The 24221-nt window shown below is 48.7% G+C and carries 14 protein-coding genes; 3 read left to right on the top strand and 11 right to left on the bottom strand.

What is annotated here, in order from left to right:
• Window positions 1-11 precede the first annotated feature (11 nt).
• From galU to uvrB, 8 genes are all read right to left on the bottom strand, one after another.
• Complete coding sequence (gene galU, locus FE296_RS04555) at window positions 12-890, bottom strand: UTP--glucose-1-phosphate uridylyltransferase GalU (RefSeq protein WP_150364346.1); 879 nt, start codon at window positions 888-890, stop codon at window positions 12-14.
• 75 nt (window positions 891-965) lie between these two features.
• Window positions 966-4616, bottom strand: coding sequence for a DEAD/DEAH box helicase (locus FE296_RS04550; RefSeq protein WP_150364345.1), 3651 nt, complete (start codon window positions 4614-4616; stop codon window positions 966-968).
• A 105-nt stretch (window positions 4617-4721) separates the two neighbouring features.
• On the bottom strand, window positions 4722-7235 hold the full coding sequence (locus tag FE296_RS04545; RefSeq protein ID WP_124116478.1) for a U32 family peptidase: 2514 nt from the start codon (window positions 7233-7235) through the stop codon (window positions 4722-4724).
• 502 nt (window positions 7236-7737) lie between these two features.
• A complete protein-coding gene (locus FE296_RS04540) occupies window positions 7738-9690 on the bottom strand; it encodes a stalk domain-containing protein (RefSeq protein WP_223868768.1) in 1953 nt (650 codons plus the stop codon).
• Entirely contained in the window at window positions 9677-10846 is a 1170-nt protein-coding gene (locus FE296_RS04535) for a S1C family serine protease (RefSeq protein ID WP_223868767.1), read from the bottom strand. The genes FE296_RS04540 and FE296_RS04535 overlap by 14 nt, the downstream gene beginning before the upstream one ends.
• A gap of 275 nt (window positions 10847-11121) precedes the next feature.
• On the bottom strand, window positions 11122-11334 hold the full coding sequence (locus tag FE296_RS04530) for a hypothetical protein (RefSeq protein WP_017692026.1): 213 nt from the start codon (window positions 11332-11334) through the stop codon (window positions 11122-11124).
• A gap of 338 nt (window positions 11335-11672) precedes the next feature.
• Window positions 11673-14531: an excinuclease ABC subunit UvrA gene (gene uvrA / locus FE296_RS04525; RefSeq protein WP_150364344.1), complete on the bottom strand. Its 2859-nt coding sequence runs from the start codon at window positions 14529-14531 to the stop codon at window positions 11673-11675.
• A gap of 1027 nt (window positions 14532-15558) precedes the next feature.
• The gene (gene uvrB, locus FE296_RS04520) at window positions 15559-17550 is read right to left on the bottom strand and encodes an excinuclease ABC subunit UvrB (RefSeq protein WP_091013102.1); all 1992 of its coding nucleotides are present in this window, start codon (window positions 17548-17550) and stop codon (window positions 15559-15561) included.
• A gap of 169 nt (window positions 17551-17719) precedes the next feature.
• On the opposite strand from uvrB, the gene FE296_RS04515 reads away from it, so the two are divergent.
• Entirely contained in the window at window positions 17720-18517 is a 798-nt protein-coding gene (locus FE296_RS04515; protein ID WP_036612388.1) for a flagellar motor protein, read from the top strand.
• Window positions 18501-19313, top strand: coding sequence for a flagellar motor protein MotB (locus tag FE296_RS04510; protein WP_124116480.1), 813 nt, complete (start codon window positions 18501-18503; stop codon window positions 19311-19313). The genes FE296_RS04515 and FE296_RS04510 overlap by 17 nt, the downstream gene beginning before the upstream one ends.
• 159 nt (window positions 19314-19472) lie before the next feature.
• Here FE296_RS04510 and FE296_RS04505 read toward each other — a convergent pair whose 3' ends face one another.
• From FE296_RS04505 to FE296_RS04495, 3 genes are read right to left on the bottom strand one after another with little or no spacing between them, the layout of a single operon-like run.
• Window positions 19473-20651: an ABC transporter permease gene (locus FE296_RS04505; RefSeq protein WP_150364343.1), complete on the bottom strand. Its 1179-nt coding sequence runs from the start codon at window positions 20649-20651 to the stop codon at window positions 19473-19475.
• Complete coding sequence (locus FE296_RS04500; RefSeq protein WP_150364342.1) at window positions 20644-21840, bottom strand: ABC transporter permease; 1197 nt, start codon at window positions 21838-21840, stop codon at window positions 20644-20646. Before FE296_RS04500 ends, FE296_RS04505 begins: the two co-directional genes overlap by 8 nt.
• A gap of 12 nt (window positions 21841-21852) precedes the next feature.
• The gene (locus FE296_RS04495) at window positions 21853-22788 is read right to left on the bottom strand and encodes an ABC transporter ATP-binding protein (RefSeq protein WP_036667718.1); all 936 of its coding nucleotides are present in this window, start codon (window positions 22786-22788) and stop codon (window positions 21853-21855) included.
• 211 nt (window positions 22789-22999) lie between these two features.
• Between FE296_RS04495 and FE296_RS04490 the strand changes: the two genes are divergently transcribed.
• The gene (locus tag FE296_RS04490; protein ID WP_150364341.1) at window positions 23000-24211 is read left to right on the top strand and encodes a sensor histidine kinase; all 1212 of its coding nucleotides are present in this window, start codon (window positions 23000-23002) and stop codon (window positions 24209-24211) included.
• Window positions 24212-24221: the final 10 nt, after the last annotated feature.

Here is a 24221-nt window from a genome sequence, read left to right as displayed (position 1 = left end):
GCGGAAACCATTTATTGATCCTTTACGACCTGTTCTAAATACTTTAAAAGATCTTTCCGTAGATCCGGGCGCTGCAATGCGTAGTGAATCGACGTTTCAATAAAGCCCAACTTCTCGCCAACATCATGACGAAGTCCATCAAAATGATATGCGATAATCTGCCGCTGTTCATTCAATCGGGACAAGGCATCCGTAAGTTGAATTTCTCCTCCGACGCCAGCCGATTGCTGACCCAGGATCTCAAAGATATCCGGTGTAAGAATATAACGTCCCATAATGGCCAGGTTCGAGGGCGAATCTTCGGTCTTCGGTTTCTCAATTAAACGACGTGCACGAAAGACGCGATCATCCGTAGGGGTCAGCAACTCTCCATCCACAATTCCGTAGCGGGATACCTCGCTCCAATCAACTGGCTGTACACCAACAATCGGAGATTGCAGTTCATCGTAGACATCGATCATCTGCTTCAGGCAGGGATGGTCCGCTTCCACAATGTCGTCCCCTAACAGGACGGCAAAAGGCTCGTTGCCGATAAACTTGCGGGCGCACCAGATGGCGTGACCAAGTCCCTTCGGTTCCTTTTGACGGATATAATGGATATCTGCCATCTCGGAGGGTTTGCGTACTTCGTTAAGCAAGTCCCACTTCTGTTTGTCCGCCAGATTCTGCTCCAGCTCAAAAGAATAATCGAAGTGATCTTCAATGGCCCGCTTCCCTTTACCTGTCACAATAATGATATCTTCAATGCCTGAAGCGACAGCTTCTTCAATAATGTACTGGATCGTTGGCTTGTCCACGATGGGTAGCATTTCCTTAGGCATCGCCTTGGTGGCAGGCAGAAACCGGGTACCCAGCCCTGCGGCTGGAATAATCGCTTTGCGAATTTGCATACGAACCTACTCCTTTTGCTAGATACATATTTTAATATATTTAATGAATCTTATTGCTACGATGCTTGGACTCCATTATACCATCAGCAATTCGCGGATATCCTGTTCGGATAAGGTTGTTGATCCGCCGTCTCCCGGTTCGATCACTTCGGCAATCAAGTCCTTCTTCCGTTGCTGTAGCTCCAAAATCTTCTCTTCGATCGTACCTTCGGTAACTAAGCGGATGACTTGCACGACTTGTTTCTGTCCCATGCGATGGGCTCGCCCAATAGCCTGTTCCTCTACTGCGGGATTCCACCACAGATCATATAATATAACGGTATCTGCACCCGTTAAGTTTAGCCCTGTCCCTCCCGCCTTCAGGGAAATCAGGAAAAGTTCAGCTTCACCCTCATTAAATCTGTGGCACATCTCGACCCGGCTCTGTGCAGGGGTCTGACCATCGAGGTAAAACAGGTTTCTTCCCTGTGCCGCAAGGGTCTGACGAATCAGGTTCAACATGCTAGCAAATTGGGAGAAGATGAGAATTCGTTTGCCTGCAGCCAAACAATCCTCGACCGTTTCAAGCAACTGTTCCATTTTCCCGGAATCGCCTTGATATCCTTCAACAAAGAGGGCTGGATGACAACACAACTGACGCAAACGGGTGATGCCTGCCAGAATTTTGATACGGTTCTTCTGGAATCCGTTATCCTCCATGTCCTTCGATGCTTCATCCTGAAGCTGAGAGAGGTATGCGGCGTACAGTTTCTTCTGTTCAACCGTAAGCTCTGACCGCTGTACCGTTTCAATTCGATCAGGCAATTCCTCCAACACATCCTTCTTCAGACGGCGCAGAATAAACGGACGTACCATTCGCGAGATCCGTTCCGGAGGAAGGTCGCGGAATCTTCTGTAACTTGGAAATAACCCAGGGAATACCGCTTCAAAAATGGACCACAATTCATCCAGCGAGTTCTCTACAGGCGTTCCTGTGAGTGCGAAACGACGGGGGGCCTGAATTTGTTTGACCGCCTGCGCGGTCTGGGAGGAAGCATTTTTAATCGCCTGAGCTTCATCCAGAATGAGCGTATGGAATGTTCGGCCTAGGTAAGTGTCCAGATCCCGACGTAACAAAGGATACGATGTCACAATTACATCTGCCTCATCCATGCCTGAAAGCATATTGGCTCGTTCTTCTTTCTGCCCGGCTGCGATCAGGACGTTCAGGTGCGGGGCAAACCTCGCAAACTCATTAGCCCAGTTATAGGTCAGCGAAGCAGGCGCCACGACAAGTACCGGAGGATGAATGACCTTCGTTCGGACCGTCAATCCATCCTGCTGCATCGTAGACCATGAACCATCCGTATTCTCTGAAGTCATCTTATCCAATGGGAGCCCAGTTTCGGGATCGATGTCGGAAGTCACCAGCGTTTCACCGCCCCGTAATGATCCGCTCTCCCGGTACTTATCAACGCCCGTATGGTCGATGTTGTACTCAGGTTTCTCCTGAAGCACTGCTGTGATATAGGCGATGCTTTGCAACGTTTTGCCAAGTCCCATATCATCCGCCAGAATGCCGCCAAAACGATAATAAGAAAGGGTACGCAGCCACTGGTATCCGCTGTTCTGATAATCCCGCAGAATGGGGGTCAGAGATCCCGGCAATGCAAAATCCATCCGTTCAGGATCGCGCAGATCATCAAGGAAACGTTTCAGGGAGCCTCCCCACTTCACATGACCGGAAACCTCATCCCTGCCCGGCAATTGTAACGCCCGAACAGCTGGCAGCCGGATATGGCTGCTCTTGATGTCATCTGCTCCAAGTCCAAGTGAATCTGCCATGTGAGCGAAGCTATCTGCACCTTCATTTTCAAGCGAGAGAAAGACACCGCTCTTGAGACGGAAATACGGTTTCTTTTCAACAATGCGGCGCATGAGTTCCTGAAGTTCCTGCTCGTCCACACCTTCCATCTCGAATGAAATCTCCAACCAGTCCAGCCCTCTCCCCAAGTCTGCTCGGACTTTCGGCGGTGTGGGATAGGATTGCACCATCGCCTTCACGGCGTTTGGCATATAGATATCGACCTGTTTCTCAAGCTCAGGCAACAGATGGTACATGACATCATAGATGGCATCTTCGCGTTCGCTCGCCCAGACACTGCCATCCCTTTCGAGAAAGGATCGATCAAGCCGTTCAATCAAGTTTCGCTCTTTGTATCGATCACGCACCAAAATAACCTTTTTCTCTTCTTCATCAATCAAGTACTCTGCCAGCGGATTAATAACCATGACCTCATAGTCGAATTCCAGACGTGCTGTAATGCGTTCACGATAGAAGTCGATGTACAGCTTTGGTGAAAGTTCCGGTTCCGCGATCTGTTCACGCACCTGCGAATCAATGGACAAATGCCCGAGCGTACGCAGTTCTGGCACGACATGCTGCACAAACTCATCCACCTGCTGGGTCGAAATATCGATGCTTTCCTTGATTCCATATGAAGTGAGTGCACCACTCAAGTCCTCCAGACTTCGCATCTGCATCGGCTCCAACATATGCAACTGTCCTTCCACCACAGCGGCATCATAAGCAGGGAGAAGAATCAGTTCACGCAGTCCGGAAATTTCAAGCTGATACCCTTCATTCGTTCCCTGGGCAATCCGGTAAAATAAAGGCAATACACCCTCACCGAGCGTGAGCGGTCCATTGGCAAATCCTGTTCCCTCCATCCGACTGTCGGCCTGTAGTAGTAATTCCAGCAATGGCTTCCATACGAGCGGAGCAATCAGTATATCCCGTCCGTCCGAAGCTCCCAGATAACCGGAGATAGATTGGCGATAGGCCTCCTCACTCTGTCTCATTCGAATAAGCATCGAGAGAATCGCCTGATCCTGCGGAGTAAACACATGCATCAATGGATCATAGTGGAACAGCTTGGTAAATGACATTGGTTCGCCCTTTTCGATGCAGTTCAGGAATTGCTTTACTTTCTGCACCACATACAGACGTTTGTTACCCACTTTCAATTCAAGAGCAAGTTTCCCACCACCCTTGTGAACCTGTGTCAGCTTGCATATAAACTGGACCTGCAATTCTTCCCGCAGGGAGGAACGGCTGACAGGGGCAGTGTATTTACGATCATTTCCATGCAGCGGTCTCCGATCCTTGGCAAACATGGACAGAATCTGATCCGCCGTACGGTAAGAAGGTTTATCTGCCGAGCGACCCCACCCCGAAGCTGAGCTTGGACGACCTGCTTGGGCAAAGTGAACAGGCGGACGCTCTGGAGCATCATTCAGTTGCTCTCGTTGTGAAGCAGACTGTGGTCGCTCCCATATGCTTTCTTCGACCAGCGTCCCGACCCTGGACTTGGAATCTATGCTGGAACTGGTATTGGCTCCTTGGCCTGTAACAGGTTGAGGAGGCTTCCCCGAAGCAATCGCGGCATTACGATCCTGCTGCTCACCCCATTCGTGAATAGCCAACAGGACAGCAGCGACATGTTTGCAATAGTCATAATGCCTGCCGTCACCCGGACAACTGCAGCCTGCCACAACCTCTCCCGTTTCATCTATATCCACCGTCACCTGATAGCGCTCCGTTCCACGTAACTGTGCTTCATAATGAAGCTGATCGTTACTGACCACCAGATTGGTCACCCTGCCAGATTGGTTATAATCTTCTCCGCGCTTGAATGCCGTGACCCCGCACAGCAATTTGATATCCATAATTGTGAATGGCGCCACGCTTCTTCGCCTCCTGTGTCATGATGTAAAAAAACCCCAAGAGCTCCTTAAAGCAGAGATTGGGGTTCCTTCATGCTGTAACTGTTGTTGTACCATACAATCTAATTATTTCACCAATTGACCACGTGTAACACCCAGTTGGTTCGTTGCTTTGAGTGTTTTCCAAACTTGTGTACCACTGATCTCCCCGCGCAGTGCACGGTTGTACAGATCAATGACTTCGCGTACCTGCTCCGGTGTCTCTTCCAGGAATTCCACACGGTAACGGGATACACCCAGATCCATAAAGTTGGTCAGATACTCGGCACCTGACTGTTCCACGGCATTGTATACCGTATTACGGCAGCCTTCATCCACACGTACCGGGTGGGACATGCCGATCCGGTCTTGCAGTGATGCACGCTGTTCCTCACAAGGACGTCCACAGTTCGTATAGTCCGTTCCTTCACTCATAAACGTACAATACACACAGTGCTCGGTGTGGAACATCGGCAAATGCTGATGGATAACCACTTCGGTCTGACTTGTACGGGAGTGGCCCAGCAAATCAACCATTTGTTGAATGTTCAGGTCATAGGATGGCGTAATCCAATCACATCCTGCTTCCAGGAACAATTCAACGGCTTTGTGATTGGCGATGTTCAATGAGAAGTCGCCGATCAGTTCCGGGTGCGTTGCATCCGGGTTTTCCATCCGGTGGCGAAGGTAGAAGTACAGTGCACCTGTATTACGTACCAATACCGCATCCGGCTTCAGACGCAGGATGTTGTTATGATATCCGTTCTCCCCAGGCATGTGAATACGCGGTGTTGCCAGCGCGATCTTGCGACCAGCGGCATGCACAGCTTCCACGGCCGCCGGGAACTGCTTGATAAACTCGAAGTCGGCATAGATCATGCCGATGCCCGCTTCAATCGCTGCCTCCACTTGTGGCAGGCTGCGGCAGAGCGCAGTCAGCTCTGCTTGACCGCGAGCGACTGGCGATGCCGGTTTAACCGAATCGCCGTACACATCGACCGCCCGTTTCACGTAAACGGGTGGTTTAGGGCGTTCGCCCGCGAGTTGTTCAACCGCCTGACGGCGAATGTTATTCAACTCACGCATCGGGATGATAACGTCACCGTGCAGGTTGACGTCCATTCCTTCCAACTGGAACACGGTGCCTCCCAGACGACCGAACTGCTCTTCGAGCAATTCATGTGTCATTGGACGCTTCTGTGCGATGTCCAGTTCCATCTCGGAATCAATCCGGACGGTTGTGCCTTTCTGCACGTCTGTCCACCAAGTGCTAAGCGGCTGGCCTGGGCTGCCGATGACCTTCACCTTCACGGGGAATACACGGAACGGTTTCTCGGTCTCAAAGCTTTGACGCAGACGTTTGTCCAGCGCCGGGTCATTCGTTTTCCACACTTTGTCGCCAACTTTCACGCGGCGCAGATCCACGTCACTGCGGCCTGGTACAACGTCAACGATCCAGCCCTCTTCGGCTTCGCCTTCGAGTTTTACACCTTTGCGACGTACATCGTATACCCGTCCGCCTTCTTCCTTCTTCGTTGGGTCTCCGGCGTCAAATACAATTCCGTCTCCACGTTTCACGGGTGCATCCAGCTTCAGGACCACACCATCGCGCAACACTTGATCCACACGACCAAGGTAGACACCACGGCTTTTCGGGAATGTTCCATCCACTAGTTCTTTGTTGTTTGTACCGCTCAGGAAACCATGCGTGAAGCCACGGGAGAAGCTTTGTTGCAATTCGCGAACTTCTTCCTTGCTTGGCGGTGTGTTATCTCCATCAAAATAACGGTCAATCGCTTTACGATATTTGCTTACTACGTTTGCTACGTATTCCGGCGTTTTGAGACGTCCTTCAATTTTGAACGAAGTTACTCCTGCTTCGATCAGTTCCGGCATCAGGTCAATCGCTGCCAGATCCTTAGGAGACAACAGATAGGCTACATCACCCATCGGTTTGTGCACTCCATCCACCATTAGATCGTATGGAAGACGACAAGCTTGTGCGCACTCCCCGCGGTTCGCCGAACGTCCTCCCCACATTTCGGAAGTCAGACATTGCCCCGAGTAGGATACACACAACGCACCGTGAACAAATACTTCCATTGGAAGCTTCGCCTGCTCCCCGATCTTCTGGATCTGCTTCAGATTGTTCTCCCGTCCCAGAACGACACGTTCCATATCAAACGGCTTCGTAAACTCGACCGCTTCCGGTGACGTAATCGTCATCTGTGTTGAACCGTGAATCGGGAAATCCGGTGAGATCTCGCGGATCATCTTCACCAGACCCAAATCCTGAACAATTACAGCGTCCACACCTGCATCGACACATGCATCAATCAGTTCTTTGGCATCCGTCAATTCATTTTCAAAAATCAATATATTAAAGGTCAAAAAACCTTTTACGCCATAACTGTGCAAAAACGCCATAATCTCCGGCAGCTCGTCCATGCGGAAATTGTTCGCCCGTGCCCGTGCATTAAACTTTTCGACTCCGAAGAAAATTGCATCTGCGCCATTGGCTACCGCCGAACGCATACAATCCCAGTCACCAGCAGGTGCCAGAAGTTCAACGTCTTCTCTTCGTATTGTTGCTGTTTTCATGTAGATCCTCCCCATAGCCGGCTATCCGCCGGATTTCATCCCTATATCCTTAACCGCCTGAACATACCAAGCTTAAAACTGCACCTTATCGGGTACACCTGCATTGTCACGGTATTGCTATATCTATCTATTATGTCTGTATTGCCTGAACTCCAAGCTTACAGTCATTCCTATTCATCAGATCAGCAGTCATAACTCCTGAACTAGTATAGTGTACCACTTCTGCACCGACTCTTCTACGTTTTCCTGAAAAAACCGTTTACCATTTTCATTTCCATAAGATTTACACTAGACACTCCGATTGCAGTACCATCTTCCGATCGCTGTTACCCCCAGATTTTATTTATTTCTTTTTCTAAAGGGAAAAATCTGGTGATAAACGCGCACGCTTCGCTTCTTCAGATCGGTTCTGCACTCTTCGTCCCAGTGTAAATATTTAATTTATACTATACAGGAAACAAATAAGCCGGAAGGTCACTACCCCTCCGGCTTAACTACAATTTTATTTAATAAAAGTAAATGAGTTCACTGCTTTTTCCAAGGCTGCCGCCTGAACTTCTGTCTTGTTGGCATCATTCAGCCCACTTGTGATCGTATAGGTTGTTCCGTCCTTTTCAAACACGATCTGGCGACCCGCATATGGCACGCCTTTGTCCAGTTCATGATACGTAAAGGAAAATGCAGGCACACCCGCAAACGTTAGCTCCTCACTGCCAAGCAACTTGAAGTTCTTACGGGTTTTGGTGGCTTCGGCATAAGCTTCTCTCAGTTGACTGACCGTCATCTCGATCGACTTGTCTTCGCTCGCCGCAATGGAGAATTCTCCGCCCGTAAAGGTGTACACCACAGGTGAATATTCGAATCGATCACTGTAAGGCGTCCAGTAACGTGGAATATCTACACTGTATTTATAACGTTTGGATGTACGTGTAAGTGTCTTCGTTTTGTCTGTCAAATAAGGATCTTCATCCAGCTGACCGAAATTATCGGCAACCGTATCAAAATCAATCTCCACACTTTTCATAATCCGTTCAAACCATGCCCGATCTGCAACTTGCTCCTCAGGGAACGTATACTCTGCATAATATCGATACCCATTCTTCTGCAAAAGAACATCGAACTCCGTCTGCCAGCCCCCGCCAAAGTTATAACGGAATTCATTCACCTCAGCAGTCTCTCCCGAGATATCCATCGTATATGAACCAATTGGCTCGTAACTCTCTGGTGTAAATGTCTCACGCATCCACTTATCCAGTTGCCCGCTCCAGTCTTTTACCGTTGTACCTGCCTTCGCCGAAGTGACACGCCATTGCAGATATGCACCATCCTTGGCTTCATAGATCATCTGATTGTTATCCATCGACCAGCCGGCAGGAATCTTTAATTCAATACCATAGTCATCGTTCCACGCGGAGCGCATGCCATTATCTACGGTGGACAGATCCTTGATCGTTCGATCCGATTCGGCATAGGTTGGCTGGAATGAATTGAGCAGCGCTGCACGTTTGCCCAGATCTTTATAATTCAGGGCTTCGTAATCTGCGAGGTACACATCATATTGACGACCTTCGCTCAGATACTGACGCATCTCCCATAACATGCCGTCTACATCTTTCACGATAATCCGTGCATAAGGCGTTCTGCCTTTCGACACCGCTTCACGATCCAGCACCGTATCTCCCGATTGTTTGGCCTCCTGGACGAGTTGTTGCAACAAATCATCTGCATCCAGAGCCACATCCTGATCGCTGACATACACTTCAAGATAATAACTGTTGTCGGCAGCGCCAAAAGTCATCATGCGCTCCTGCTCACCGGTCTGGAAAACCATAAGGTCTGCCGGGTAGTTAATGGACCAACCGTAAAAACTGTTGCCAATTCTGGTTTTGCCTTCATCCGGATGAATGCCATCCTCGTCATCCACCGAATCATCAGTTTGCAACAGACGAATGACTATTTCTCCGGAGCTGGTTGGAGCTAGCGTCGCTCCGATACCGGCAGCAACCGGACGAAGTGGAACCATAAGTACGCCATTCACCATCTTGGGAGCAGCACCCATCTCATGTTTCACACCATCCACCCAGGCAATTGAACTGCCAATCGTTAGGGTGACCGTGTGCGGACCTTCCTTGATTTTGACAACATCATTTTTCTCCAGCCGGATTTCACTGCCAAATGCTTTCTTGAACACACCTACAGGCACCATTGTTACACCCTTGAACTTGTACGGTTTGGCTATGGCCTGCTTATCACCGTTAATGTAGGCGCTCGTGCTACCCGCTTTGACCCGTAGTTCACTTGTCGTCAGATCAGATGCCCATACAGGCAATGCCGCGCCAATGGTCAGCATCCCGGTTAATACACCTGTGCTTAGCAAACGTATCCATGACTTTTTCATTCCGTTCTTTCGTCCTCTCTCCATCCAGGCTGATCGCCGGGCTTTATTGTTCTTCATCTGCGAGGAACGCTTCATCTTCCTCGTCTACGATGTCTGCGCGATCAGCAAGCACCAACGTGCGGGTGACGATATCGCCATCCGATTGCATCAACAGCTTTACCTTTTGCCCAGGCAGATACTTTTTGAGCAACTCATTGATATCCACTACTGAAGAGACACGTGTGCCCGCAACACTGTAAAGGACATCGCCCTCTTTGATTTTGGCTTTCTTGGCTCCAGGAGACAGTACGCCCGTAATCGTTAAGGGATCATCTGTAGGCAGGCCCACAATTGCAGACCAGCTTTCTTCCAGCTGTAGTCCCAGACTTGCACGTTTTATTTTGCCATATTTAAAAAACTGATCGATGATATATTGAACGGTATCCACTGGAATCGAAAATCCCAAACTCTCTACGCCTACCGCAGAAAATTTCATGGAATTGATACCAACCACTTCACCCTTCAGGTTGACCAGTGGTCCTCCGCTATTTCCTGGGTTAATGGCTGTGTCGGTCTGAATCAACCGGTAGGTCGCCTCAACACCACGATTCAAGCCGCTAATTACCCCTACCGTTGCCGAGTTGCGCAAAGAAAAGGAAATCGGCGTACCCAAGGCAATCACCGTTTCTCCAACAGTAGTTTGTGAGGCTTTGGCAAAGCTCGCCGGTTTGAGTGATTTGGCATTGATTTTGATTAGCGCCAGATCACTTAGTGCATCACTGTATGTTTTCGTAATTTTGTATGTATTGCCATCCGTCGTTACCACCACCGGATTCGTTAATCCATCGACCACATGAGCATTCGTTACGATCCATCCGTTCGACCGGATAATGACACCTGTACCATGTGCAAGATTATAACGGTCGTCTGATGTTGCACCGTCCTGCACTTCGGTAGATTTCCCAATAATGCCTACGACCGAAGGAGATACCTTTTCGATCACTTTGGGAATGGCTTCACTTCCCTTGTACGTGTACGTTCCGGATTTGGCATCATATTGTCCACTTCCACCAACTGCCTTGAGCAGATCCTTGGTGTTCACATAGACTTGACCGTCTACCACTTTCGCTTGCATCGCCGCTTTGGATTCAGCTGCACCAGCCGTTGCCGCTACACTAATCGAGAGTACAGCAGCCATCAGTATGGCTATCCCCTTTTTACCCAACACGCTCATATTCTCACCTGACCCTCTCTATACATCCTTCTTGCGCGACTCGACATCGGATTCATCGCTGAATCTATTCTCTCTTTCTCTCATCTGCAATTCCGGTATCCCTCAATGTATCATACAGAATCTGGATATACAATTGTTTTAAGTCATTTTAGTAGAGAAGGTAGAATCTTGTTCAATCGTTTCAGTATAAATGAAAAAAACACCCTCCATGTCTCTCTGGAAAGTGTTCGTCTGTACCTCTTTTGGCTTAAATTCCATTCACTTCAGTGGCATTCCTACTGAGCAAACCAACCCGTTATCATCGCATAGTCTGTCATCAGAAATACCAGTAGGCTGACTACTGCAAATCCGATCGCAAACAGATTCTTCTTCGGTGCCCGAAGAAGCCGAACAACTCCGATGAAAATCAGGATCGTAAATAAGATGACAAAAATATCAAATGCATTAAAATTCGATGTACTCGCCGTGGCAGCTTCTGCAAACAGCATGGATAGACAGACCTCCTTACCATAGTTGAACAGCTAACGCATACCCTAATATCTTCCTCTATGTTATCTGGACCATGCTTGTAATGCAAGCCCTATCATCCATAAAAATGAAAAAAAGCCAATTTGGCCGAATATTCCTGTAACGCTCGTCATCATGCATATGTAAACACTTTCACGAAATAACCTTAGTCCGACGGAAACACTGTGCATAATTCATAATGAAAAGCCCTTCTTCTCGGAAGCAGAGCACATCAGATCGTAATCCAACGTCTTTACCTTTTCGAAAAGAAGGGCCAATACTGCCACTTCATATTGATATAACTACTGGTTAGAGAACCTTAGTCCACCAATTGCAGTGCCTTGCTCCGCTCGGTATCCCGCTCCAGAACCGGCTTCAAGTACTTGCCTGTATAGGAAGCTTCCACTTTAACGATATCCTCAGGTGTTCCGGTTGCAACAATGGTACCTCCACCGCTACCACCTTCCGGACCCAGGTCAACAACATAGTCTGCCGTTTTGATCACATCCAGGTTATGCTCGATCACCAACACCGACTCCCCTGAATCAACCAGACGGTGTAATACGTTCAGCAAACGGTCGATATCATCGACATGCAAACCCGTAGTCGGCTCATCGAGGATATAGATTGTTTTCCCGGTACTGCGGCGATACAGCTCGGAAGCGAGCTTCACACGCTGGGCTTCACCACCAGACAATGTGGTTGCAGGTTGTCCCAGATTGATATAACCCAGGCCCACATCCATCAGTGTCTGCATTTTGCGATGAATCTTCGGAATGTTCTCAAAGAATTGGGTTGCATCTTCAACCGTCATTTCCAGCACATCGGAAATATTTCTGTTTTTATATTTCACTTCAAGCGTTTCCCGGTTGTATCGTTTGCCTTTGCAGACTTCACAAGGGACATAAACGTCCGGTAAGAAGTGCATCTCGATTTTGATAATGCCGTCTCCACGGCAGGCTTCACAACGTCCACCTTTGATATTAAAGCTGAATCGACCTTTCTTATATCCACGTACTTTGGCTTCATTCGTCTGAGCAAACAGATCCCGAATATCATCAAAGACACCTGTATACGTAGCCGGGTTGGATCGTGGTGTCCGCCCGATTGGCGACTGGTCAATATCGATAACTTTATCGATATGCTCCAAACCACGAATCTCTTTATGCTGACCCGGTCGTACCCGAGCACGATTCAGATCACGAGCCAGCGTTTTGTAGAGAATCTCATTGATCAATGTGGATTTACCTGAGCCAGACACACCCGTTACCGCAGTAAATACACCAATAGGAATCTTCACATTCAGATTCTTCAGGTTATTTTCTTTGGCTCCACGTACTTCCAACCAACGGTCTCCTACACTTCTACGTTCTGTACGAATCGGAATGAATTTGCGTCCACTCAGATATTGACCGGTTAAGGAGTTCTCATCGTTCATGATCTCCTCCGGTGTACCCTGTGACATGATGGTACCTCCGTGAATACCTGCACCTGGGCCAATGTCAATTATATAGTCGGCAGCCATCATGGTATCCTCATCATGTTCAACCACGATCAACGTGTTACCAATGTCTCGCATATGCGCAAGTGTTGAGATCAGACGGTCATTATCCCGTTGATGCAAGCCAATACTTGGCTCATCGAGAATATACAGCACACCCATCAGGCTGGAACCAATCTGTGTGGCCAGTCTGATCCGCTGGGCTTCCCCACCAGACAATGTTCCGGCAGCACGACTCAGTGTAAGGTAATCCAGACCAACATTCACCAAGAAGCCGAGACGGCTGTTGATTTCTTTCAAAATCAGTTTGGCAATCGTCTGCTCCTTCTCCGTCAATTCCAATGTATCGAAGAATCGGCCTGCCTCACCAATGGACAAACTAGTCACATAGGCCATGTTGTGATCATTAATCGTAACCGCAAGACTCTCGCGTTTCAGACGCTGACCTTTACATGTACCACAAGGCTTCGCACTCATGTAACCTTCAATGAATTCACGGATACCTTCAGATGCTGTATCACGATAACGACGCTCCAGGTTATTCACGATACCTTCAAAGGTAACCAGTGCTTCCTTCCGTTGTCCAAAATCATTCTCATAGCGGAAACGGATTTTCTCCGTACCTGTACCCTGCAACAACTTGTTCATCTGCTCAGCTGGCAGATCTTCGACAGGTACATTCTGCGGAATGTTGAAGTGCTCACATACTGACTTCAGGAACTGCGGATAATAGGTGGATGTGCCACCTGTCCAAGCATCAAAAGCTCCATCTTCGATGGTCTTAGTTCGATCCGGTACGAGCAGATCTGGGTCAACGATCATTTTGACACCTAACCCATCACAATCCGGGCAAGCGCCGAAGGGACTGTTAAATGAGAACATCCGTGGTGCAAGCTCTTCAATACTGAATCCACACACCGGGCAGGCAAAGTTGGAACTGAATCGCAGCTCTTCTTCACCCATAATGTCCACCAGGAGTTGTCCACCGGATAAATTAAGTGCTGTTTCAATAGAGTCGGCCAGACGCGCCTGTACATCATCCTTAACAACGATCCGGTCAACAACGACTTCAATCGTATGCTTTTTATTTTTCTCCAATTGAATATCTTCTGAGAGGTCACGAAGTTCCCCGTTCACCCGTACACGGACAAAGCCCTGCTTGGACACATCAGCAAACACACTCTTGTGCTCACCCTTACGACCCGAGATAATGGGTGCCAAAATCTGCAACCGGGTACGCTCTGGATATTGCATAATGCGGTCAACCATTTGTTCTACGGTCTGGGAGCTGATCTCCACGCCATGATCCGGACAATGCGGATGGCCCACACGTGCAAATAACAGACGCAGATAATCATAGATTTCGGTCACAGTTCCAACCGTGGAACGTGGGTTACGGCTTGTTGTTTTTTGATCTATTGAAATGGCAGGAGATAATCCTTCGATGGAATCCACATCGGGTTTCTCCATCTGTCCCAGAAACTGCCGTGCGTAAGCTGACAATGATTCTACATAACGCCGCTGTCCTTCGGCATAGATCGTGTCAAAAGCCAGCGAGGACTTGCCTGAGCCACTCAGACCGGTCAATACAACAAAGCGGTCACGTGGGATGGTAATGTCGATATTTTTCAGGTTATGCGCTCGTGCGCCTTTAATGACAATGTTATCGCTCGCCAATAGTATTCATCCTCTCAAATTTACTAATCCAACCTTTTAAAAGGCTTTTCGATCCCTCCCAAACCCTCCCTTCCAAGGGAGGGCCCCAGAGGGCGCAGCCCTCTGGACACCCGAAACAAGCGGTGCAACGGTGTGGGGTCGGGTCTTGCTATGTGAAGGGTGGTCGTGTGCCCGCGGCTCCGTATAAGGTTCCGGCTCATTGCCGGAACCTTATACGGCCGCACTACTGCGAGGTGACGCTCTCAGCTTCGCCTTGGTCGCGACAAGGTCGCCATTGCCTTTGGCTCGGCTCCAAGGTCAACACCGGGACGCTCTCAGCTTCGCCTTGGTCGCGACAAGGTCGCCATTGCCTTCGGCTCGGCTCCAAGGTCAACACCGGGACGCTCTCGGCTCCGCCTTGGTCGCGACAAGGTCGCCATTGCCTTCGGCTCGGCTCCAAGGTCAACACCGGGACGCTCTCGGCTCCGCCTTGATCGCGTCAGGTCGCCATTGCTTTCGGCTCGGCTCCAAGGTCAACACCGGGGACGCTCTCGGCTTCGCATTGATCGCGGCAGTTCGCCATTGCCTTTGGCTCGGCTCCGAGGTCAACACCGGGACGCTCTCGGCTTCGCATTGATCGCGGCAGTTCGCCATTGCCTTCGGCTCGGCTCCAAGGTCAACACCGGGACGCTCTCGGCTTCGCATTGATCGCGGCAGTTCGCCATTGCCTTCGGCTCGGCTCCAAGGTCAACACCGGGGACGCTCTCGGCTTCGCATTGATCGCGGCAGTTCGCCATTGCCTTTGGCTCGGCTCCGAGGTCAACACCATGGCGCTCTCGACTCTCAGGGGGACACGACTCCCAATTGCTTTCCTATAAACCTTTTAACCAATTTCAACATTTCTATCAGTATAGACCTGATTTCAAGATTTCAACATCTCTTATTATCGGTAGATATCAACGATTTCCTTACTCAACAAGAGAACGGCCAATTGGCCGTTCTCTTGTTACAGATCCATCTTTATTGGAGCATATGAATGAGCTGTATCTTATTCAGCACGAAGTTCCAGCAACGCATCGCGAAGCTCGGCAGCACGCTCAAACTGCAGGTTTTTGGCTGCATCTTTCATCTCTACCTCTAGGCGCTGAATAAGTGCCTGGCGATCTTTCTTCGACATCTTCTCGGCTGCGCCTGTGAGATAGTCTTTTTTGGATTCGGCAACTTTGGTTGCCTCAATCACATCACGCACTTTTTTGCGAATCGTCTGTGGTGTAATGCCATGTTTCTCGTTGTACTCGATCTGAATGGCACGACGTCGTTCGGTCTCCTTTATCGCTTTATCCATCGAATCCGTCACTTTGTCCCCGTATAGAATAACGCGACCCTCGCTGTTCCGCGCCGCACGACCAATCGTTTGGATCAGTGAGCGTTCGGAACGCAGGAATCCTTCCTTATCGGCATCCAATATGGCTACCAAGGATACTTCGGGCAGATCGAGACCTTCCCGCAGCAAGTTGATTCCGATCAGGACATGGAAAACACCCAACCTTAAATCACGTAAAATCGCCATCCGTTCCAATGTCTTGATCTCGGAGTGCAGATAACGAACCTTGATTCCAACTTCCTTCAGATAATCCGTCAGGTCCTCAGACATCTTCTTCGTTAATGTTGTAATCAACACACGCTCGTCTTTGGCAATCCGGTCATTAATCTCACCGATCAAGTCATCAATCTGCCCCTTGGTTGGACGCAGTTCAATGATTGGATCAAGCAATCCGGTTGGACGGATAATCTGTTGCACCATCGTATCGGTATGCTCAATCTCATACGGGCCTGGTGTTGCTGATACATAAATAATCTGATCCATCTTGCCTTCGAACTCTTCGAATTTGAGCGGACGATTATCCAGCGCTGACGGTAGACGGAAACCATGTTCAACCAATACCGTCTTCCGCGCCTGGTCACCATTGTACATCGCACGGATCTGTGGCAGAGTCACGTGAGACTCATCAACCACGATCAACATGTCATCCGGGAAGTAATCCATAAGTGTATATGGGGTATCGCCACGTTCGCGGAAAGTCAGTGGACCGGAATAGTTCTCAATCCCCGAACAGAATCCAACTTCCTTCATCATCTCGATATCATACCGTGTGCGCTGCTCCAGTCGCTGAGCCTCCAGCAGTTTCCCCTGTTCACGCAACACTTCAAGACGCTCCTCCAGTTCACGCTCAATGTTCACCAGCGCAACCTTCATCGTCTCTTCTTGCGTTACGAAGTGAGACGCCGGGAAGATGGCAATATGTTCACGTTCGCCAATCAGTTCTCCGGTTAACACATCAATCTCCGTAATTTTCTCGATCTCATCACCGAACAATTCAACCCGAATTGCATGTTCACCCTTGGAAGCTGGGAAAATCTCAACAACATCCCCACGAACACGGAACGTACCCCGCACAAAGTTAATATCGTTCCGCTGATACTGGATCTCTACCAGACGGGACAAAATCTGATTGCGCGGTTTCTCCATGCCTACCCGAAGTGACAGCAACATGCTTGAATACGAGTGCGGTGAACCCAAACCATAAATGCAGGAAACACTCGCTACAATGATGACGTCCCTGCGCTCAAACAACGAACTTGTCGCTGCGTGCCGCAGTTTGTCGATCTCTTCATTAATACTTGAATCCTTCTCGATATACGTATCGGAGGACGGAATATAGGCTTCTGGCTGAAAATAATCGTAATAACTGACGAAATACTCAACCATGTTATTAGGAAAAAAATCTTTGAACTCACTTGCAAGCTGCGCTGCCAACGTTTTATTGTGTGCAATAATCAGCGTCGGACGTTGCAGTTGGGCTATCGTCTGGGCTATCGTAAACGTCTTACCCGTACCCGTTGCACCCAGCAGTGTCTGGTACCTCTTCCCCTCCTGAACACCCTTCACCAATTCTTTAATGGCTGCAGGCTGATCACCTTGGGGAGAAAACTCTGACTCGATTTCGAACGTTTTGTCGCTCATTATAATATCGCTCATTGCCGTATCTCACCCTATCGTCTAAAATAATAGTCACTATATATTGTCGAAGTTCCCCGAATTTTCATATGGGAAAACTTATAGTAATAGGAATATTTGTTCCCGTTTAATTATACCTCGTTCGTTTTAGTGATGCAAACGTGAAATGAAGATAGGAGTGGGTTAATTTATGGATATTGCGACACTTATCGGTATTATTGCCGGAATTGCCGCAGTCATTAGCGGTTTTTTGTGGGAAGGCGGCCAATTGTCTGGTCTCCTGCAAAAAACGGCTGCTTTAATTGTATTCGGTGGAACGATTGCTGCTGTGGTTGCCAGTTTCCCGGCACATCGCCTTCGTACGATTCCAGCTGCTCTGCGTATGGCTTTTGGACGTAACAATAATGATTCAGGTTTGTGGGTTGAAGAACTGGTGGAGATGTCTTCAATCGCACGCCGCTCAGGTGTACTTGCATTGGAACGCAAGGTTATGGATCATCCGCATCCATTTTTGCAAGACGGTATTCAGATGGTTGTTGATGGTACCGATCAGGATGTGGTTCGCCAGATCCTGGAGATGGAGATCGACTCGATTGAACAAAAACATGAGGGCTACGCCAAAATATTCGAATCTGCTGGTGGTTACGCCCCAACCATGGGCATCATCGGAACCGTGATGGGACTTATTCAGGTCCTTGGCAGTTTGACCGATCCAACCGGACTCGGACCTGCCATTGCTGTTGCCTTTACCGCAACCCTGTATGGGGTCGCCAGTGCCAATCTTATCTTTTTGCCCATTGCTTCCAAGATCAAATCCAGAGGTGCCGATGAAGTGCAGACCATGGAAATGCTTCTCGAAGGTGTACTTGCCATTCAGAACGGTGAGAATCCCCAGCTTGTACGCAAAAGACTGGAGTCCTTCACCCTTACGCATCGTCAGCATATACGCCCCCTAGCAAAGGAGGGATTGGATGAGTCGGCGCAGTAAACGGCGCGGAAAACGTGAAACAATCGATCATCGGGATCGCTGGATGATTACTTATGCCGATCTCATAACTCTGCTTTTGATCTTTTTTGTCATCATGTATGCCATGAGCAATCTGGATTCCGGTAAATATGACGTCGTTACTCAATCGTTACAAAATACATTTAATGCGTCCGACTCTGTCCTTGAGCTTGGTGAGGGACTCGGTGAGAAACCCGGTCAAACGATTACAGAGACTCCACCATCCGAGGTGCAGGGTGAAGACTCCGGGACTGTAACACCAGATGATGACAACAAGCCCCTCACTGAACGGGAAGAACAGTTCAGATCGCAGGAGCAAGAATTGCAAAATCTGTTCAATGTGATTACCCAATATATCGAGGATAATAAACTGGAAAATCAGATTTTTGTTGCGGACAAGCCACAGGGCCTAGCCATTACACTTAGTGACCGCTTCCTGTTTGACCAGGGACAGGCCGCTCTAAAGGACGGTGCAGCGCCGACGCTCAGTAAACTTGCCAGCCTGTTCCGTGATCTAAATACCGTTGTCAGCATTGAGGGTCATACCGATAACATTCCTGTGGGAGCAAACTCCGCCTATACCGATAACTGGCAGCTTTCCGGAGAACGCGCACTGTCTGTATTACGATTTTTTCTGGATACAGAGAAGCTTAACCCGGACGGCTTCCAGTATGCCGGATATGCAGATACTCGCCCAACGGGTGACAACACCACAGCGGCCGGAAGACAAAAGAACCGTAGGGTTGAAATAACAGTCCTGCGTCAACTCCAACCCTAATCATCTATATCTCACATAATGCATCATTAACATTCTTCATTCTCAGTTCTCCATTTAAAATAGAAAGCACGTTCTGCCTGAATTAAACTCGGGCAGAACGTGCTTTTTTTTAACCTTTTAGGGTGATACCAGCTCTTCATAACCGTCTTGAACTACAACTTATGCCTCTACTCCTGGCTGGCTAGGGCGCAGAATCGCAGAGCCTACGGTCAGCAAAATGGCAGCCATGCCAAACAAAATCAATAGTGGCAGTGTGATATCCGCCAGGGTACCACCAGCAGAGATCGTTTCCACCGCCTGAATCGCCCATTTCTGCGGAACAAAGTTGGCGAGCTTTTGCATATAATCCGGCATCAACGAGATCGGCCAGAAACAACCACCTATCATGCAGGTAGGCATAATGACAAGTGAATTCAGCATGTTGGCATTTTTGGGATTACGAATTAATCCTGCCACGGTACTTGCAAGCCCCATGGAGACCAACATGAATGCTGCCAAGATCAGGAAATGAATGCCAAAAGGAATACCGGCATCATAATGAATCAGCCACCTGCTGACTCCCAAAACGATCACAATCTGAATCATACCAATGACAAAGCTACCCAGGAAATTACCAAGCGCAATCTCATATGCACGGACGGGTGCCGTATATACTCTGGCCATCGTACGTTTCCTGCGATCTTCCATGATCACAGCCACTGCACTGGTCAGCAGCCCCATCATAAACATGATTGTAAATCCAGTCACATTGTTCAGGCCTGGCTTGGGATAGATCTGCAGATCGGTGACTTCACCAGCAACCTGATGTTCTCCTATCTCCTGTAAAAGCTGTTCAAAGGGCTTCTGTATACTCGATAGTATGTCAGTCTCACTTGAGACAGGACCTGCCGCCACCTTAACAGCTGAAGCAGATTGTAACAATCCACTCGTCAAACCTTCAACTGCTGCTCGTAGGGTATAGGAACTTTCACTTATACGCAGTTCCACCAATTGGATCTCGGTTGGCTTTCCTTGTAACAGATCCTCCGTATAATGTGCCGGAATGATGATGCCAGAACTTCCTTTTTGCTGAGCGATGGCTTCCTTCACTTCTGCTTCGTTTGTCATCGGCTTGAGCAGATACTCCTCTTTGCCAGCAAGTTCATGAATCATCCATGTCCCTGCCACTCCTCCATCCTCATTGACATAGGGAATAACAGTACGTGTACTCTGCTCGCTTCCAAATAGAGCAACCGCTCCTGTGACCACCAGGCAAGGCAGAAGCAGAAACGTAATGAAGCCCATTTTACGGCCAAGTGTACGTCTAATCATCAACCAGGCGATGTGTAGACTATTCATATCGGTATCCTGCCTTTCTATAGATCATTCCTGAGATGAACAGTAATACAGCGCATACTACGCCTAACATTAGAATGTTATACACAATCTCTGCTACAGGTGCATCCAGCATCATTCTCAGAAAACTCTGGAGCGCCCAGTGGTTAACCGTAAATTGGCTAAGCCGTTGTACAAAATCAATCGGAATAGGCATGAACCCACCGCTGATGAATGTCATGGCAACGATGATACCTTGGATGGTTGCGCTGGCCGATGCCGTGGTTTTGCATACCAATGCCACGATTACGCCAAGAGTCATGGATGCCAATGTAATGAATACACAAGTCAGCACAATATACCAAGGATGGGTTCCCCAATCCACACCGTAGAGCCAATATGTCATAAGGATAATCGTTGTTGCCTGTAAGAAAGCGAGCAGACTATTGCCTGCAATTTTGCCAGCGAAAATAACTCCATTGCCTATCGGCGCGGCCTGAAGCCGAATCAACGTTCGATTTTCCCGCTCTCCAAAAAGGCTGGTGCTGGTAGTCATGCCTGAGTACAACATGAACATCGCCAGCATGGAAGCTGCATAGTATTGGGAGGCACTATACGCCGTACCTGTCTTACCGGGATTAGTGACAGCAATGGAGGTGGAATTCGCCGTACCAGACTCCGAAGCAGAGGCCATGGCAGCAATTACTTCCGGACCGAGCACTTTGGTAATCGCCATCTGTCGGTTCCATTCATCCGTAAAACGTGTGAACAAAGTTTCACCCAAGGTATTAAGTGTGTTGTCCTTTCCTCGTATCCACTGTAATCTGGCCTCTTTCCCCATCATCACGTTTTGCTCAAAATCCGAAGGAATCATTACAGCAAAGTCCAGCTTGCCGCTACGCAGCGAATGAACGGCCTCTTCTTCAGTCGTAAAGTTCTGCACCTTGACCATCTCAGCCACTTCCGGGGATTCAACGAATGTATCCAGCGCTTGATTAACCGTACTTGATCCTCCGCCTGAATCAGTGCTCAAATGGATGATTCCCACACGTACAGTATCCGGAATAACATCCTCCGCCGTACCCATCGTACTGGAAAGTGCCGTGCCCAATATGAAAATCAGTAACAACGGCAGAATGAACAGGTTCAACACCACAGATCGAATCTTAAGAATACGCCTTAATTCAAAGATGCAAATATGCCATATATTCATCTCTTGTTCCCCCTAGTCCCGAAGCGTACGCCCGGTCAGATTGAGGAACAACGTTTCCAGATCCGGCTCTTCGACCTTGAGAGACTGAATGGATACTTCATGTTTGCTGCAAATGAAGAGCAGATCCTGGAGATCCTGCTGTGCCGAAGGCAGCGTAATGGTCAGGGTATTCTCTGAAACGTCTACCATCCGCACGCGGGGGTGAAGTTTCAGTTCTTCCACAACGTCGGGACCGATACCGGAAGTGGAGAGCACTACTTTTTCCTCCGATGCTACCCGTTCTCTCAGCTCTGCTTCCGTGCCACAGGCAATAATTCGCCCCTGATCCATAATCGCAACCCGGTGACTAATCGCCGCCACTTCCTCCATGTAATGACTTGTATATATGATCGTTGAACCCATCTTGTTAAGTGTCCGTACCGATTCAAGAATATGATTCCGAGATTGCGGATCAATGCCAACTGTCGGTTCATCCATGATAATTAGATCCGGGCGATGTGTGATCGCACATGCGATGTTTAACCTGCGTTTCATACCGCCAGAGAAGGTCGAGGGGGCATCCTTTGCTTTATCCTGCAACCCTACAAATTCAAGAGACTCCTGCACCCTTTCCTTAAGCAATTTTCCACGCAGTCCATACAGTCTGGCAAAAAAGGTCACATTCTCCGCAGCAGACATGGTTTCGTATAAAGCCAGATCCTGCGGAACCAGTCCGATCTTGCGCTTTACTTCAAGCGGTCGCTCCTTGACCGATATCCCATCTAATCTGATTTCACCCTGATCCATATTCAGGAGCCCTGCAATCATGCTGATGGTGGTACTTTTTCCTGCTCCATTGGGACCAAGCAATCCAAAAATTTCGCCTTTGCCAACACTAAGGTTCAAATGATCCACGGACAGCTTGCTGCCGTATCGTTTTACTACATGATCTACTTCAAGTATGCCCATCCCTTTTACGCCCCTTTTCCGTTTCGGCCTTCGCCGCTGGATTTCATAATTTTATTGTAACGGATCGCACTCTGTAGCGAAGGTACAAAAAGTCATGAATCGAAGGTGACTTAAGTCATCTCCTGATTCGAATGCTGCTTATGGTATAATCAAGGGCGCATTACCAAGAGATTTTCTACTCCACTTTTTATATAAAGGATGTCATTTACATATGCCGATGCGGTTTCTGCAATACGGATTAATTATCGTTCCAGCCGTGCTGTACATGTTGATGCTGCCCTTGGAAAACGAAGCCGTCTACACCCTGCATATCATCATCGCGCTTGGACTCTCCGTGTGGAAAGATTTCAACCGTTCAAGTACACAGCAATGGCTGTTGCTTCTGGCCGAAATACTCTGGAGCTGCTGGCTGATTGCTTCGTATGGACCGTTTCTGCTATTCCTCTCTCTATCCGTGCTCTACGTGTATATATACAGACTGGAGGGAAATCGGAGATGGTTGATGTTTGCAATTCAGCTTGTCGCTAACAATGTCGCTTTGCATTGGCATTATGCTGTCCCACAGGCACCGCAGCCAGGGTTAACCACACTAAATACAACCGCCACTACATTACTCTCCGCAGAGACAACTGTGATGGTTCTCGGCAACCTGCTTCTGCTCATCACAGCGGCTCTGTCCTGGCAGGGATCAAGAACGGCAAGCAGCCGCGGACAACTGGAACAAGTCTATGACGAGCTCCGCAGCAAACATTACGAACTACAAGAAGCACGTGCACAGCTCCTGTTATTTACAAAGCAACTTGAAGGAGTGGCTCAGGCAGAGGAACGTACCCGTATCTCCAGACAGCTTCATGACGATATCGGGCATCGACTGATTCGCACCAAAATGATGTCGGAAGCCGCCCTGCTGACCCTTCCCCTGAATATGGAACAAGGAACGGAAATGGTGAGACAGATTCGCGATCAATTGGCCGATAGTATGGATGATATGCGCAGCACACTGCACAAACTGCAACCTAATTCCTATGCATCCGAGGCCTACGCGCTGGATCGTCTCCTAGAGGAAGTGGGCAGAGATACCGGCGTGAAGACAAATTATGAAGTTCATGGCCCATCCCATGTGCTGTATCCCAGCATACAGATCGTTTTATACAAAAATGCCAAAGAAGCCCTGACCAATGCCCTGCGACATGGAAATGCTTCTTCGATCACTGTGGAGCTGGTATTCGGGGATCCAGAAGTGTGTATGAGTGTGAGTAATGATGGCAAAATCAATCCTCATTCTTCCAAGCGAAATGGCATAGGACAGGAAGGCATGCTTCTGCGCACACAAATGGTGGGAGGAGTTCTGGAGATTCAATCGGCTTATCCGTATACAGTGATTACACGCATTCCATTAACGAACCAGATGGATATACTCTGAAAAAAGGAAG

This window comes from Paenibacillus sp. UASWS1643 (assembly GCF_008693195.1).
GTDB classification, from domain to species: domain Bacteria; phylum Bacillota; class Bacilli; order Paenibacillales; family Paenibacillaceae; genus Paenibacillus; species Paenibacillus amylolyticus_B.
Note: the sequence above shows the minus strand (reverse complement) of the source record. Positions and strands in the feature narration are given on the sequence as shown.